This window comes from Pseudomonas imrae, assembly GCF_046352735.2.
Lineage (GTDB): Bacteria > Pseudomonadota > Gammaproteobacteria > Pseudomonadales > Pseudomonadaceae > Aquipseudomonas > Aquipseudomonas imrae.
On sequence record NZ_CP110853.2, the window covers coordinates 407,706 to 423,559 of the forward strand.

At 60.4% G+C, this 15,854-nt stretch carries 11 protein-coding genes and 1 pseudogene; all 12 read left to right on the forward strand.

Going from position 1 to position 15,854, the window contains the following annotated elements; all coding sequences use genetic code 11:
• Nucleotides 1-66: 66 nt before the first annotated feature.
• Nucleotides 67-1,035, forward strand: a complete 969-nt coding sequence (locus OQ460_RS01840) for an ABC transporter substrate-binding protein (protein ID WP_410020231.1) — start codon at nucleotides 67-69, stop codon at nucleotides 1,033-1,035.
• A 68-nt stretch (nucleotides 1,036-1,103) separates the two neighbouring features.
• Nucleotides 1,104-1,955 carry an ABC transporter permease gene (locus OQ460_RS01845; protein WP_410020232.1) on the forward strand — a complete coding sequence of 284 codons (852 nt, stop codon included), beginning with the start codon at nucleotides 1,104-1,106 and terminating at the stop codon, nucleotides 1,953-1,955.
• Nucleotides 1,952-2,776: a quaternary amine ABC transporter ATP-binding protein gene (locus OQ460_RS01850; RefSeq protein ID WP_410020233.1), complete on the forward strand. Its 825-nt coding sequence runs from the start codon at nucleotides 1,952-1,954 to the stop codon at nucleotides 2,774-2,776. The genes OQ460_RS01845 and OQ460_RS01850 overlap by 4 nt, the downstream gene beginning before the upstream one ends.
• A gap of 135 nt (nucleotides 2,777-2,911) precedes the next feature.
• On the forward strand, nucleotides 2,912-4,435 hold the full coding sequence (locus OQ460_RS01855) for an HAL/PAL/TAL family ammonia-lyase (protein WP_410020234.1): 1,524 nt from the start codon (nucleotides 2,912-2,914) through the stop codon (nucleotides 4,433-4,435).
• 21 nt (nucleotides 4,436-4,456) lie between these two features.
• Complete coding sequence (gene hutH / locus OQ460_RS01860; protein WP_410020235.1) at nucleotides 4,457-5,995, forward strand: histidine ammonia-lyase; 1,539 nt, start codon at nucleotides 4,457-4,459, stop codon at nucleotides 5,993-5,995.
• A gap of 108 nt (nucleotides 5,996-6,103) precedes the next feature.
• Entirely contained in the window at nucleotides 6,104-7,513 is a 1,410-nt protein-coding gene (locus OQ460_RS01865; protein ID WP_410020236.1) for an amino acid permease, read from the forward strand.
• Between the two features lie 15 nt (nucleotides 7,514-7,528).
• Nucleotides 7,529-8,734 carry an imidazolonepropionase gene (hutI, locus tag OQ460_RS01870; RefSeq protein ID WP_410020237.1) on the forward strand — a complete coding sequence of 402 codons (1,206 nt, stop codon included), beginning with the start codon at nucleotides 7,529-7,531 and terminating at the stop codon, nucleotides 8,732-8,734.
• An 11-nt stretch (nucleotides 8,735-8,745) separates the two neighbouring features.
• Nucleotides 8,746-9,546, forward strand: a complete 801-nt coding sequence (hutG, locus tag OQ460_RS01875) for an N-formylglutamate deformylase (RefSeq protein ID WP_410020238.1) — start codon at nucleotides 8,746-8,748, stop codon at nucleotides 9,544-9,546.
• A gap of 244 nt (nucleotides 9,547-9,790) precedes the next feature.
• Nucleotides 9,791-10,762, forward strand: a complete 972-nt coding sequence (gene pip / locus OQ460_RS01880) for a prolyl aminopeptidase (RefSeq protein WP_410020239.1) — start codon at nucleotides 9,791-9,793, stop codon at nucleotides 10,760-10,762.
• The gene (dtd, locus tag OQ460_RS01885) at nucleotides 10,759-11,196 is read left to right on the forward strand and encodes a D-aminoacyl-tRNA deacylase (protein WP_410020240.1); all 438 of its coding nucleotides are present in this window, start codon (nucleotides 10,759-10,761) and stop codon (nucleotides 11,194-11,196) included. Before pip ends, dtd begins: the two co-directional genes overlap by 4 nt.
• Nucleotides 11,197-11,463: 267 nt before the next feature.
• Complete coding sequence (locus OQ460_RS01890; protein ID WP_410020241.1) at nucleotides 11,464-13,185, forward strand: glucan biosynthesis protein G; 1,722 nt, start codon at nucleotides 11,464-11,466, stop codon at nucleotides 13,183-13,185.
• A pseudogene (gene mdoH, locus OQ460_RS01895) lies at nucleotides 13,178-15,753 on the forward strand (glucans biosynthesis glucosyltransferase MdoH); the annotation flags it as partial. The gene OQ460_RS01890 and the pseudogene mdoH, both read left to right, overlap by 8 nt.
• Nucleotides 15,754-15,854: the final 101 nt, after the last annotated feature.

Consider the following 15,854-nt stretch of genomic DNA (forward strand, 5'->3'; position numbering starts at 1 on the left):
GGACGTGGACGAGGCAGGATGCCTTTTGACTGCCGTAATCCATTTCATGATTGGGAGCGTCACACAATGAAAATGCATAAGACCCTGCTGGCCACGTTGCTCACCGCAGGTTTGCTGGCTGGCACGAGCGTCACCCAGGCGGCCGGCTGGTGCGAGTCGGGTAAACCGGTGAAGTTTGCCGGCCTGAACTGGGAAAGCGGCATGTTGCTGACCGACGTTCTGCAAGTGGTCCTGGAAAAAGGCTATGACTGCAAGACCGATACCCTGCCGGGCAACTCCATCACCATGGAAAATGCCCTGGGCAGCAATGATATCCAGATCTTCGCCGAAGAATGGGTAGGTCGCAGCGCAGTCTGGAACAAGGCCGAGAAGGCCGGCAAGGTGGTCGGCGTCGGTGCTCCTGTGGTGGGTGCGATCGAGGGCTGGTACGTGCCGCGCTACGTGATCGAAGGCGACGCCAAGCGCAGCCTTGAAGCCAAGGCTCCAGACCTGAAAACCATCGCGGACCTGGCCAGGTATTCGGCGGTGTTCAAGGACCAGGAGGAACCGTCCAAAGGCCGTTTCTACAACTGCCCGGCCGGTTGGACCTGCGAGCTGGACAACAGCGAAATGCTCAAGAGCTATGGCCTGGAAGGCTCCTACACCAACTTCCGCCCTGGCACAGGTCCGGCGTTGGATGCCGCGGTGCTGTCGAGTTACAAACGTGGCGAGCCGATCCTCTTCTACTACTGGTCGCCGACGCCGCTGATGGGCCAGGTCGACCTGGTGAAGCTGGAAGAAAAACCCGGTGTGGATAAAAGCGTGACCATCAAGGTCGGCCTGTCCAAGACCTTCCACGACCAGGCCCCTGAACTGGTGGCTGTGCTGGAGAAAGTCAACTTGCCGATCGACCTGTTGAACCAGAACCTGGCACGCATGAGCAAGGAGCGTATCGAGTCGCCCAAACTGGCGAAGATTTTCCTCAAGCAACACCCTGAAGTCTGGCACGCGTGGGTAAGTGAAGACGCGGCCAGGAAAATCGACGCGGCCTTGTAGGGCAGTGCTCCGGCTACCCTCAATGGTGGCCGGGACCCGGCCACACTCCACTGGATCGAGAGCACGCTATGTTTCCTGAGAGTTTTACATTTTCCATCGCCGACTGGGTCAACGGTTGGGTCGATGCATTGGTGACCAATTATGGGGATGTGTTCCGCCACATCTCCGACACCCTGCTGTGGGCCATTGTCAACCTTGAAGGTTTGCTGCGCATGGCGCCCTGGTGGCTGATGCTGGCGATTGTCGGCGGCGTTGCCTGGCACGCCACGCGCAAAGTCGTCACCACCGCGGTGATCGTCGGCCTGCTGTTCCTGGTGGGTGCGGTAGGGCTGTGGGACAAGCTGATGCAGACCCTGGCGCTGATGCTCGTGGCGACCGTGATCTCGGTGCTGATCGGCATTCCGTTGGGCATCCTCTCGGCCCGCAGCAATCGCCTGCGCTCGGTGTTGATGCCGCTGCTGGACATCATGCAAACCATGCCCAGCTTCGTCTATCTGATCCCGGTACTGATGTTGTTCGGCCTGGGCAAGGTGCCGGCGATTTTCGCCACGGTGATCTACGCTGCGCCGCCGCTGATCCGCCTGACTGACCTGGGCATTCGCCAGGTTGACGGCGAAGTCATGGAGGCGATCAACGCGTTCGGTGCCAATCGTTGGCAGCAACTGTTCGGCGTGCAACTGCCGCTGGCCCTGCCGAGCATCATGGCCGGGATCAACCAGACCACCATGATGGCCCTGTCGATGGTAGTGATCGCCTCGATGATCGGTGCGCGTGGCCTGGGGGAGGACGTGCTGGTCGGGATCCAGACCCTCAACGTCGGCCGTGGCCTCGAAGCGGGCCTGGCGATTGTGATTCTTGCAGTGGTCATCGACCGCATTACCCAGGCCTATGGTCGTCCACGGCATGAGGCGAGCAAATGACTACTGTCAGCAAAATCGAAGTGAAAAACGTATTCAAGATTTTCGGTTCCCGTTCCAGGGAGGCGCTGGCGCTTATCGGCCAGGGCAAGACCAAGGATCAGGTGTTGGCCGAGACCGGTTGCGTAGTGGGTGTGAATGATTTGTCCCTGAGCATCGGCACCGGCGAGATCTTCGTGATCATGGGTCTGTCCGGTTCCGGAAAGTCGACCTTGGTGCGCCACTTCAACCGCTTGATCGACCCCACCAGCGGCGCGATCCTGGTGGACGGTGAAGATATCCTGCAACTGGACATGGAAGCCCTGCGCCAATTCCGTCGGCACAAGATCAGCATGGTGTTCCAGAGCTTTGGCCTGCTGCCCCACAAGAGTGTGTTGGATAACGTTGCCTACGGTCTGAAAATTCGCGGCGAAAGCAAACAGGTCTGCGCCGAACGCGCGCTGCACTGGATCGAAACCGTGGGCCTCAAAGGTTACGAGAACAAGTACCCGCACCAGCTGTCTGGTGGCATGCGCCAGCGTGTGGGCCTGGCCCGCGCGTTGGCGGCTGATACCGACATCATCTTGATGGACGAGGCGTTCAGCGCCCTCGACCCGCTGATCCGCGCCGAGATGCAGGACCAGTTGCTGGAACTGCAGCAGACCTTGCACAAGACCATCGTTTTCATCACTCACGACCTCGACGAGGCGGTGCGTATCGGCAACCGCATTGCGATCCTCAAGGACGGCAAATTGATTCAGGTCGGCACGCCGCGCGAGATTCTGCATTCACCGGCGGATGAGTACGTAGACCGTTTTGTTCAGCGCCGGGCGGCGGTGGTCTGATCCGAAGCCGTGGTGCGGCGGCTGGCCCTTTCGCGGGCAAGCCCGCTCCCAAACTTGCAATGCATTTCCCTGTAGGAGCGGGCTTGCTCGCGAAGAGGCCGGCAAGTCTGCACAAGAATTGAAGAAGGTATAAAGATGTCCCAGGCAGCAAAAATCATCATCACCGACACCCCGCTGCGTTGGCAGGCCGTGGTCGCGGTGGCGCGCCACGGGGCGCAGCTCGAACTTTCGGGTCCAGTCTGGGCGCGTATTGATAATGCCCAGGCTATCGTGCAACGCATCGTCGCCAGCGGCGAGCGTGCTTACGGTGTCAACACCGGCCTGGGAGCCTTGTGCAACGTCTCGCTCAAGGGCGAGCAACTGAGCCAATTGTCGCGCAATACCTTGCTCAGCCACGCCTGTGGCGTCGGCGCGCCGCTCAGTGACGAACAGACGCGGGCGATCATCTGCGCCGCTATCGTCAACTACAGCCAGGGTAAATCCGGCCTGCATCCACAAGTGGTGCATTCGTTGCTGGCGCTGCTCAACCACGGCATCACCCCGCAGGTGCCTTCCCAGGGCTCTGTCGGCTACCTGACGCACATGGCGCATATCGGCATTACGTTGCTTGGCGTCGGCAATGTCAGCTATCGCGGCCAGATCGTCACCGCCGCTCACGCGCTGGCCGCCGAAGGGTTGCAACCGGTGGTGCTGGGGGCCAAGGATGGCTTGTGCCTGGTCAATGGCACGCCGTGCATGTCGGGTTTGAGCTGCCTGGCGCTGGCCGATGCCCACCACTTATTGCAATGGGCCGACGTGATCGGGGCCATGAGTTTTGAAGCGCAGCGCGGGCAGATCGACGCGTTCGACCAACAGATCATTGCCCTCAAGCCGCACCCCGGCATGCAACAGGTGGGTGGCAACTTGCGGGCATTGCTAGAGGGCAGTGAGGTGATTGCCGCAAGCAAGGGCATTCGCACCCAGGATGCCTTGAGCATCCGTTCGATCCCCCAGGTCCACGGCGCCGCTCGCGACCAACTGGAGCACGCTACCCGGCAGATCGAAACCGAACTCAATGGCGCCACTGACAACCCGTTGCTGCTGGGCACGCCGGACAGCTACCGCGTGGTGTCCCAGGCCAATCCTCATGGGCAGTCCGTGGCCTTGGCGGCGGATATGCTGGCGATTGCCATGGCGGAAATCGGCTCTATTGCCGAGCGCCGCCTGGATCGTCTGATCAACCCGCATGTCAGCGGCCTGCCGGCGTTCCTGGTGAGCAATCCCGGGGTCAACTCGGGAATGATGATCGTGCAGTACGTCGCCGCTTCCCTGTGCGGGCAAAACCGTCAGTTGGCACAGCCGGCAGTACTCGACAACTTTGTTACCTCGGGCTTGCAGGAAGATCACCTGAGCATGGGCACCAACGCCGCACTGAAGCTGCACGCGGTGCTGGAAAACGTCACCCGGATTCTGGCTATCGAGTACCTGCTGGCAGCCCAGGCCTTTGAATTTCTCCAGGAGCAGGGCTTTGGCGTCGGAACCGATATCGCCTGGCGCTTGCTGCGCAAGCATGTGCCGGCCTATGAGCAGGACCGCTGGCTGGCCCCGGATATCGAAACCACGGCAACCCTGCTCAAGAACACTGATTTGCTGAACCACGTCTTACCGAATTTGCACTGAAACCTAATTCAAAAAAGGAGCATGAATGTGACTGCGCTAAATCTGATTCCAGGCCAATTGAGCCTTGCCCAACTGCGAGCCATCTACCAGCAGCCGGTAACCCTCAGCCTGGATGACAGCGCCGCGGCGCAGATCGAAGCCAGCGTCGCCTGCGTGGAGCAGATTCTCGCCGAGAACCGCACCGCCTATGGCATCAACACCGGTTTCGGCCTGCTGGCCTCGACCCGCATCGCCAGCGAAGACCTGGAAAACCTCCAGCGTTCACTGGTGCTGTCCCACGCAGCCGGCGTCGGCGTGCCGATCAGCGATGAGCTGGTGCGACTGGTGATGGTGCTCAAGGTCAACAGCCTGAGCCGGGGTTTCTCGGGGATTCGCCGGCAGGTGATCGACGCGTTGATCGCGCTGATCAACGCGGAGGTCTATCCGCACATTCCATTGAAGGGTTCGGTCGGTGCGTCCGGCGACCTCGCACCTCTGGCCCACATGTCCCTGGTCCTGCTGGGCGAAGGCAAGGCCCGTTACAAAGGCGAATGGCTGGAGGCTACCGAAGCGCTGAAAGTGGCCGGTCTCACGCCGCTGACCCTCGCCGCAAAAGAAGGCCTGGCGTTGCTCAATGGCACCCAGGTGTCCACGGCTTTCGCGCTGCGCGGCCTGTTTGAAGGTGAAGACCTGTTCGCGGCTGCCCTGGCCTGTGGCGGCCTGACGGTGGAAGCTGTACTGGGTTCGCGCTCGCCATTCGACGCCCGCATTCATGCCGCCCGCGGTCAGCGCGGCCAGATCGACTCGGCTGCGGCCTACCGCGATCTGTTGGGCGAGAGCAGCCAGGTTTCCCAGTCCCACCAGAACTGCGACAAGGTGCAAGACCCATACTCCCTGCGCTGCCAGCCACAAGTCATGGGCGCTTGCCTGACCCAGTTCCGTCAGGCCGCTGAAGTGCTGGTGATCGAAGCCAATGCGGTATCGGACAACCCGCTGGTGTTCGCCGCTGAAGGTGACGTGATTTCCGGTGGCAACTTCCACGCCGAACCGGTGGCCATGGCCGCCGACAATATGGCGCTGGCCATTGCCGAAATCGGCTCCCTGAGCGAGCGCCGTATCTCGTTGATGATGGACAAGCACATGTCGCAACTGCCGCCGTTTTTGGTGGGCAATGGCGGGGTGAACTCCGGGTTTATGATCGCCCAAGTGACCGCAGCGGCCCTGGCCAGTGAAAACAAGGCATTGGCTCATCCCCATAGCGTCGACAGCCTGCCGACCTCGGCGAACCAGGAAGACCACGTTTCCATGGCCCCGGCAGCGGGCAAACGCCTGTGGGAAATGGCCGAAAACACCCGTGGGATTCTGGCCGTGGAATGGCTGGCGGCATGCCAGGGCCTGGACCTGCGTGATGGCTTGAAAACCTCGCCGAAGCTGGAAAAGGCCCGTGGGATCCTGCGCGGCAAAGTGGCGTTCTACGACAAGGACCGCTTCTTTGCACCCGACATCAACGCCGCCAGCGAGTTGTTGGCCAGCCGCTGCCTGAATGAGCTGGTGCCCGCCAAGTTGCTGCCTAGCCTCTAAGCACCACACCGACCCTTGTGGGAGCAGCCTCGCCAGGCTCGGCAGCTCCCGCATTGGGGCGTCCACAGGTTTGGATTCTCTCTGGATAACAATAATTAGGGACGAGAAATGCACCCGCAAGAACAAGGTTTAAAACGCGGCCTGACCGCCCGTCACATTCGCTTCATGGCCCTGGGATCCGCGATTGGCACCGGGTTGTTCTACGGTTCCGCCTCCGCCATCCAGATGGCCGGCCCGGCAGTGCTCCTTGCCTATCTGATCGGCGGTGCCGCGGTGTTCATGGTGATGCGCGCCCTCGGCGAAATGGCCGTACACAACCCGGTCGCGGGCTCCTTCGGCCAATACGCCAGCACCTACCTGGGGCCGATGGCCGGGTTTATCCTGGGCTGGACCTATGCATTTGAAATGATCATTGTCTGCCTGGCGGACGTCACCGCATTTGGTATCTATATGGGCTTCTGGTTTCCAGAGGTCGCGCGCTGGGTCTGGGTGCTGGGTATCGTCCTGCTGATCGGCGGGCTGAACCTGTGCAACGTCAAAGTATTTGGCGAAATGGAGTTCTGGCTCTCGCTGCTCAAGGTCGGCGCCATTGTGGCGATGATTCTCGGCGGCTTCGGCATCATGTTGTTCGGCGTGCATTCGGCAACTGACGCACCGGCCAGCGGGCTGAGTAACCTATGGGCCCATGGGGGCTTCATGCCCAATGGTATCGGTGGCTTGATCGCATCCTTTGCGGTAGTGATGTTTGCCTTTGGCGGTATCGAGATCATCGGCATCACCGCCGGCGAGGCCAAAGACCCGCAACGCGTGATTCCCAAGGCGATCAACGCCGTACCGCTGCGCATCCTGCTGTTCTACGTGCTGACGCTGTTTGTATTGATGGCCATCTACCCATGGCCGCAGATCGGCAGCCAGGGCAGCCCGTTCGTGCAGATCTTCAGCAATCTTGGGATCGGCTCGGCGGCGACCATCCTCAACATTGTGGTGATTTCGGCGGCCGTCTCGGCGATCAACAGCGACATCTTCGGCGCCGGTCGAATGATGTATGGTCTGGCCCAGCAAGGGCAGGCGCCAAAGGGTTTTGCGCAACTGTCGCGGCACGGCGTGCCGTGGATGACTGTGCTGGTCATGGGGGCAGCGCTTTTGGGTGGCGTGGTGTTGAACTACCTGATCCCGGAAAACGTGTTCCTGGTGATTGCTTCGATTGCCACCTTCGCCACCGTCTGGGTATGGCTGATGATCCTGTTTACTCAGGTGGCCATGCGCCGCTCGATGAGCAAGGAACAGGTCGCCGAGCTTAAATTCCCGGTACCGTTCTGGCCCTATGCACCGGCTGCGGCGATTGTGTTCATGCTGTTTATTTTCGGGGTGCTGGGTTACTTCCCGGACACCCAGGCCGCCTTGATGGTTGGCGCCGTGTGGATCGTATTGCTGATCGTGGCCTACCTACTGTGGGTCAAACCTGCCGCCGGACAAGCGGCCACGGTCCACCACGACCCGGCTTTCTCTCACCGATAACGGATGGAGGCGTTGATGAAAACGCTTTGGCAACACTGCCACATCGCAACCATGGCCCAAGGCAGGTACTCGATCATCGAGGACGCCGCGATGATCACGGCCGGCCCGCTGATCGAATGGATCGGCCCGCGCACCGAACTGCCCGCTGGCGATTACGCCCAGGTTCACGACCTGCAGGGCGCCTGGGTCACTCCGGGGCTGATTGATTGCCACACCCACACGGTGTTCGGGGGTAATCGCAGCGGTGAGTTCGAACAGCGCCTGCAAGGCGTGAGTTACGCAGAGATCGCGGCCAGGGGCGGCGGGATTGCCAGCACCGTACGCGCTACCCGTGCGGCGACGGAAGATGAGTTGTTTGCCAGTGCCCACAAACGCCTGCGCAGTTTGTTGCGCGACGGTGTGACCACGGTAGAGATCAAGTCCGGTTACGGCCTGGACCTGGCCAACGAACGCAAGATGTTGCGCGTGGCCCGGCGCCTGGGGCAGGAACTGCCGGTCAGCGTACGCAGCACGTGCCTGGCTGCTCACGCGTTGCCGCCGGAATACGCCGATCGTGCCGATGACTACATCACCCATATCTGCGAGCAGATGCTGCCTGCGCTGGCGGCCGAAGGACTGGTGAATGCGGTGGATGCCTTCTGTGAATACCTGGCGTTCTCTCCCGAGCAGGTAGAGCGCGTGTTTGTGGTCGCGCGGCAACTTGGCCTGCCGGTGAAGCTGCACGCCGAGCAGCTATCGTCCCTGCATGGGTCCAGCCTGGCTGCGCGTTATCAGGCGTTGTCGGCCGATCACCTGGAGTTCATGACAGAAGAAGACGCCATCGCCATGGCCGCGTCGGGCACCGTGGCCGTGCTGCTGCCAGGCGCGTTCTACTTCCTGCGCGAGACCCAGTTGCCGCCCATGGAGGCGTTGCGCAAGCACGGGGTGAAAATCGCGATCGCCAGCGACCTCAACCCCGGCACCTCGCCGGCGTTGTCCGTGCGCTTGATGTTGAACATGGCCTGTACCCTGTTTCGCATGACCCCGGAAGAAGCCCTGGCCGGCGCCACGCAGCACGCCGCCACGGCACTGGGCATGGGCGACACCCACGGCTCGCTGGAAGTCGGCAAGGTCGCCGACTTCGTTGCCTGGCAGATCGATCGTCCCGCCGACCTGGCCTATTGGCTGGGCGGTGAGCTGGATAAACGCGTCGTACGCCATGGCGTCGACGTCACTGTATAAGGAGCATCGTTGTGGAAAAGGTTCTGAACTTCACCCAAGGCCGTGTGCCGCTGCTGATCAGCATGCCCCATGCCGGCCTGCGCCTGACGCCAGCGGTGAAAGCTGGCCTGATCTCGCAGGCACAGAGCCTGCCGGACACCGACTGGCATATCCCCAAGCTGTACGACTTTGCCCGGGAGCTGGGCGCCAGCACCTTGGCCGCCGAGTACTCGCGCTTCGTCATCGACCTCAACCGACCGTCCGACGATAAGCCGCTGTACGCCAGCGCCACCACTGGTCTGTACCCGGCCACCCTGTTTGACGGTGTGCCGTTGTTTCGTGAGGGGTTGGAACCGTCGAAAGCCGAGCGATTGACTTACCTCGAACAAATCTGGATGCCTTATCACCAGGCCCTGCAAGGCGAACTGGCGCGGCTCAAGGCTGAGTTTGGCTACGCCTTGCTGTTTGATGCCCATTCGATCCGTTCGGTAATCCCACACTTGTTCGAAGGCAAGTTGCCGGATTTCAATCTTGGCACGTTCAACAACGCTGCCTGTGACCCGCAACTGGCCAGCCAGCTTGAAGGCATTTGCGCCAGGCACTCGAAATACACCCATGTACTGAACGGGCGCTTCAAGGGGGGCCATATCACCCGGCACTACGGCGACCCGGCGCAGAATATCCATGCGGTGCAACTGGAGCTGGGGCAGTGCACGTATATGGACGAATTCGAGCCATTCGATTTCAGGCAGGATTTGGCCGACCCGACACGGGTGGTACTCAAGGAGCTGCTGGAAGGGTTCCTGGCCTGGGGCCAGAAGCGCTATACCTGAGCCGGCGCGTGTCCAAAAGTGTGGGAGCGGGCTTGCTCGCGATAGCGGTGTATCAGTCGACATATTTGTTGACTAACACACCGCCATCGCGAGCAAGCCCGCTCCCACATTTGGTTCTGCGATCGCTGACACAGGTCCAGGTCCTCAAGGGCATGCTCATTGCACAATTCGGGTTTATGATGCCAGACGGCAAAAAATCAGACGTCCCCCCCAGGGATGGACCCGACCCCTTACGGAGCGCGCAATGCAGACTTTGTACCCGCAGATCAAACCCTACGCCCGGCACGATCTGGCCGTCGATCAAACCCACACGCTGTATGTCGACGAAAGTGGTTCCCCGCAAGGCTTGCCGGTCGTGTTCATTCATGGTGGCCCTGGCGCGGGCTGCGACGCCAATAGCCGCTGCTATTTCGATCCGAACCTGTACCGCATTGTCACGTTCGATCAGCGCGGTTGCGGTCGTTCCACGCCAAGGGCCAGCCTGGAGAACAACACCACATGGGACCTGGTGGCCGATCTTGAGCGGATTCGTGAGCACCTGGGGATCGAAAAGTGGGTACTGTTCGGCGGCTCATGGGGGTCCACCCTGGCCCTGGCCTACGCGCAAACCCACCCCGAGCGCGTGCATGGCCTGATTGTGCGGGGCATTTTCCTGGCACGTCCCCAGGACATCCAATGGTTCTACCAAGCTGGCGCCAGCCGCCTGTTTCCAGATTACTGGCAGGACTACCTCGCACCCATTCCCCAGGATGAGCGCCATGACCTGCTGAGCGCCTACCACAAGCGCCTGACCGGTAACGACCAGATTGCGCAAATGCATGCGGCCAAGGCCTGGTCCACCTGGGAAGGCCGCATGTTGGGCCTGTGCCCCAATCCGCAGCTGATCGAACGATTCTCAGAACCTCAACGCGCTTTGTCGATTGCGCGTATTGAATGTCACTACTTCACCAATAATTCGTTCCTTGAACCCAATCAACTGATCCGCGACATGCACAAGATCGCCCATCTGCCGGGCGTCATCATTCATGGTCGCTACGATATGATCTGCCCGCTCGACAACGCCTGGGAGCTGCATCAGGCCTGGCCGAACAGCGAACTGCAGGTAATCCGCGAGGCGGGCCATGCAGCTTCCGAGCCGGGTATCACCGATGCGTTGGTGCGTGCGGCGAGCGAGATGGCGCGCAGCCTGCTTGATTTGCCTCCTGAAGAAGCATGAAGGCGCTTTTGCAGCGGGTGCGTGGCGCCCGGGTCGAGGTGGCGGGGGAGGTGGTCGGCGCGATAGACCAGGGATTGCTGGTGCTGGTGGCTGTCGAGCCTTCAGATACGCCCGCAAGCGCCGATAAGCTTCTGCACAGACTGCTTAACTATCGGGTGTTCAGTGACGAGGAGGGCAAGATGAACCTGTCGCTGAAGGACATCGCCGGTGGTTTGCTGCTGGTTTCGCAGTTCACCCTGGCAGCTGATACCAAGAGCGGCCTGCGGCCAAGTTTCTCTACCGCGGCTCCTCCAGCGCTAGGAAAGGCACTTTTTGAACACGTGCTGTTACAAGCGCAACAATTGCATGGCACGGTGGCGTCGGGACGTTTTGGTGCGGATATGCAGGTCCATTTGGTCAATGACGGGCCTGTCACCTTCCTCTTACAGACCTGAATGTATGAAAAACGCCTTGTAATGCCCCAAAACGCAAGTTTTCGCTACAAATACTTCGCTGCCCCTGCTGCGTTATCTCACGGGCTACTAGATAATCGCGCGCTACGGGGATCAGCGTTAATTGGTCCATTTTTGACTTAGGTAGAGTCTTGTCCGATGGCCTGCGGGGAATCATTTTGCCCCTCAGGAGTCGGAACAATGCTCGCCAACCTGGCATATAGATAGCTGGCCGTTGGTTTCATGATCTGTTTTCGGCGAGGGTTGCTCGTGATTGTTAGTCCCTGTAATGCACCAAAATTGTCTGCCAAACGGTTACGAAACGCATTGGTGACGGGCTCTGCCCTGTTTTGCCTGTTCGGTGCCGGTCAACTGTGGGCATTCAGTCTGGATGACGTGTCGGCCAAGGCAAAAGAGCTGGCCGGGCAGAAGTACGAAGCCCCGCGCAGCAATCTGCCGAACGAATTTCGCGAAATGAAATTCGCGGACTACCAGAAAATTCGTTTCCGCAACGAAAAAGCCGAGTGGGCCGAGCAGAAAACCCCTTTCAAGCTGTCCTTCTATCACCAGGGCATGCACTTCGATACACCGGTGAAGATCAACGAAGTCACTGCCGCTGACGTCCACGAAATCAAGTACGACCCGACTCGTTTCGATTTTGGCGACGTGAAGTTTGATCCCAAGGTTACCGAACAGTTGGGTTATGCCGGCTTTCGCGTGCTGTATCCGATCAACAAGGATGACAAGCAAGACGAAATCATGACCATGCTCGGCGCCAGTTACTTCCGCGTTGTGGGCAAAGGCCAGGTGTACGGCTTGTCCGCCCGTGGCCTGGCGATTGACACCGCGCTGCCGTCTGGCGAAGAGTTTCCGCGGTTTACCGAATTCTGGATCGAGCGTCCAAAACCGGGTGACAAGCACCTGGTGATCTTTGCACTGCTGGACTCGCCACGGGCTACAGGCGCCTATCGCCTGATCCTGCGCCCGGGCACCGACACCGTTGTGGACGTCAAGTCGCAGATGTTTTTGCGCGAAAACGTCAGCAAGCTGGGCGTGGCACCGTTGACCAGCATGTTCCTGTTCGGCGCCAACCAGCCGTCCAAGGTCCTCAACTATCGTCGTGAACTGCACGACTCCAGCGGCCTGTCGATCCATGCCGGCAACGGCGAGTGGATCTGGCGCCCACTGAACAACCCCAAGCACCTGTCGGTGAGCAACTTCTCGGTGGAAAACCCGCGTGGGTTCGGCCTGTTGCAGCGCGGTCGCAATTTCAGCCAGTACGAAGACCTCGACGACAACTATGACAAGCGTCCAAGCGCCTGGATCGAGCCTCGGGGCGACTGGGGCAAGGGTTCCGTCGACCTGGTGGAGATTCCGACCGCCGATGAGACCAACGACAATATCGTGGCCTTCTGGAGCCCGGCAACATTGCCCGCGCCAGGCGAGCCGCTGGACATCAGCTACCGCCTGCACTGGACGCTCAATGATGCACCGTTCCATTCGCCTGACAGCGCCTGGGTCAAGCAGACCCTGCGTTCCACCGGTGATGTGAAGCAATCGAACCTGATTCGCCAGCCAGACGGCAGCGTGGCCTATCTGGTGGACTTCGAAGGCCCGTCCCTGAAGGCCTTGAAGGAAGATGCGCCGGTACGCAGCCAGGTCAGCGTCGGCGAGAACGGCGAGATCGTCGAAAACAGCGTGCGCTACAACCCGCATACCCAAGGCTGGCGCCTGACCCTGCGCTTGAAGATCAAGGACGCAGGCAAGCCGACGGAAATGCGTGCCGCGCTGGTCCAGGACATCGTTGCGCCGGAGCCGGAGAAGGCTTCGACTTCCAAGGCTGACAAGGCCTCGGCCAAGCAGCATGAGAAGCAGGCCAAGAAAGACGCCAAGGACAAACAGCCAGAAGCTGCCCCAGCCACTCCGGAACCGATCAAGACCGAGCAAGTCCTGACCGAAACCTGGAGCAACCAGTTGCCTGCCGATGATTAACTCTCAAGTACAGCCCGAGACGCTTGCCGAGTATCTGGCGCATCTGCCGATGACCGATGAGCAGCGCGCCGAACTGGCGGGCTGCAGATCTTTCTCCGAATTGCATGAGCGGCTTTCTTCCTCGACGTTCGACGCCCCGGTTGATGCCGCCCAGGCATCGGTTGGGCGTCGGCTGACACTCAACAGCGCTGAGGAACTGGAAGAGGCCGAAATGCTGGTGCTCGACGCCAGCGGTCGGGTTTGCCTCAAGGCTACGCCGCCGATCCGTCGCACCAAAGTGGTGCCAGAACCTTGGCGCACCAATATCCTGGTGCGTGGCTGGCGTCGCCTGACCGGTCGCACCAACCCGCCCGCGCCGCCGAAAGACGAGCGCGTGCTGCCGGCTGCGCGCTGGCGCACCGTCGGTTCGATTCGCCGCTACATCCTGTTGGTGCTGATGCTCGGCCAGACGATCGTCGCCGGCTGGTACATGAAAGGCATCATGCCTTACCAGGGCTGGTCTTTCGTCGACATGGAAGAGATCCGCAACCAGACGCTGCTGCAAACGGCTACCCAGGTACTGCCGTATGCCCTGCAGACCAGCATTCTGATCATGTTCGGGATTCTGTTTTGCTGGGTGTCAGCAGGTTTCTGGACGGCATTGATGGGCTTTCTCGAGCTGCTCACCGGGCACGACAAATACCGTATTTCCGGTAAAAGTGCCGGTGACGAGCCGATTCCCAAGGATGCCCGCACTGCACTGGTAATGCCGATCTGCAACGAAGACGTTCCCCGGGTGTTTGCCGGGCTGCGGGCGACTTTCGAGTCGGTGGCCGCCACTGGCGACCTGGATCGTTTCGACTTCTTTGTCCTCAGTGACAGCAACGACGCCGATATCTGCATTGCAGAACAACAGGCCTGGCTTGATGTGTGCCGCGAGGCCGGTGGCTTTGGCAAAATTTTCTATCGCCGCCGTCGCCGTCGCGTCAAACGCAAAAGCGGCAACCTTGATGACTTTTGCCGTCGCTGGGGCGGTGACTACAAGTACATGGTGGTGCTCGACGCCGACAGCGTGATGAGCGGCGAATGCCTGACCAGCCTGGTGCGCTTGATGGAAGCCACGCCGGACGCCGGGATCATCCAGACTGCGCCACGTGCGTCGGGCATGGACACGCTGTATGCGCGCATGCAGCAGTTCGCTACCCGCGTCTATGGCCCGTTGTTTACCGCTGGCCTGCACTTCTGGCAGTTGGGTGAATCCCATTATTGGGGTCACAACGCTATCATCCGTATGAAGCCGTTTATCGAGCATTGCGCCCTGGCACCGTTGCCCGGCAAAGGTGCGTTTGCCGGTGCAATCCTTTCCCACGACTTTGTTGAAGCTGCGCTGATGCGCCGTGCCGGCTGGGGCGTGTGGATTGCCTACGATTTGCCGGGCAGCTATGAAGAATTGCCGCCCAACCTGCTGGATGAGCTCAAGCGTGACCGTCGTTGGTGCCACGGTAACCTGATGAACTTCCGCTTGTTCCTGGTCAAGGGCATGCACCCTGTACACCGTGCGGTGTTTCTTACTGGCGTGATGTCGTACTTGTCGGCACCGTTGTGGTTCTTCTTCCTGGTGCTGTCGACGGCCCTGTTGGCAGTCAACACGCTGATGGAGCCGCAGTACTTCATGGCACCTCGGCAGTTGTATCCGTTGTGGCCGCAATGGCATCCCGAGAAGGCGGTAGCGCTGTTCTCCACCACTATCGTGCTGCTGTTCCTGCCCAAGTTGTTGAGCATCATCCTGATCTGGGCCAAAGGTGCAAAAGAGTTTGGTGGCAAGTTCAAGGTCACCTTGTCGATGCTGCTGGAGATGCTGTTCTCCATGTTGCTGGCGCCGGTAAGGATGATTTTCCACACCCGCTTTGTGCTCGCCGCGTTCCTGGGCTGGGCCGCGACCTGGAATTCACCGCAACGTGACGACGACTCCACCCCATGGAGCGAGGCGGTCAAGCGCCATGGCCCGCAGACCCTGCTCGGCTTCTTCTGGGCACTGCTGGTGGTGTGGTTGAACCCCAGCTTCCTGTGGTGGCTGGTGCCGATCGTCGGTTCGCTGATGCTGTCGATACCGGTCTCGGTCATTTCCAGCCGGGTCAAGTTGGGTCTCAAGTCCCGTGACGAGAGCCTGTTCCTGATCCCTGAGGAATACAACCCGCCCCAGGCGCTGCTGTCGACTGATCGATACACTCATGAAAACCGCTGGCACGCGCTGAACGACGGTTTTATACGGGCCGTGGTCGATCCGCAACAGAACGCACTGGCCTGCGCCCTGGCGACTTCTCGTCATAATCAGGCGGAGCCGATCGAATGGCTGCGTGCCGAACGTGTCCGCCATGCGTTGAAAGTCGGCCCGGCCGGTCTCGATAACGGCGAGCGCCTGGCCTTGCTCAGCGACCCGGTCACCCTGGCTCGCTTGCATGAGCAAGTCTGGAGCGAAGGGCACACCGAGTGGCTGGGTGCCTGGCGTGAGTCGGTCAAATCCGATCCGCATGCGCCGTTACTGCCGCTCAAACCGCTGTCGTCCCAGGTTCAGTCAGCCTGATTCCCACGCCCCCGAGGCTTGCCTCGGGGGCGTTTGGATGGTCCTTCCTACAGCGCTTTTCGTTTCTGCGATATTCGTGTAAACCCTTGTTATTTCGAAACAAAAG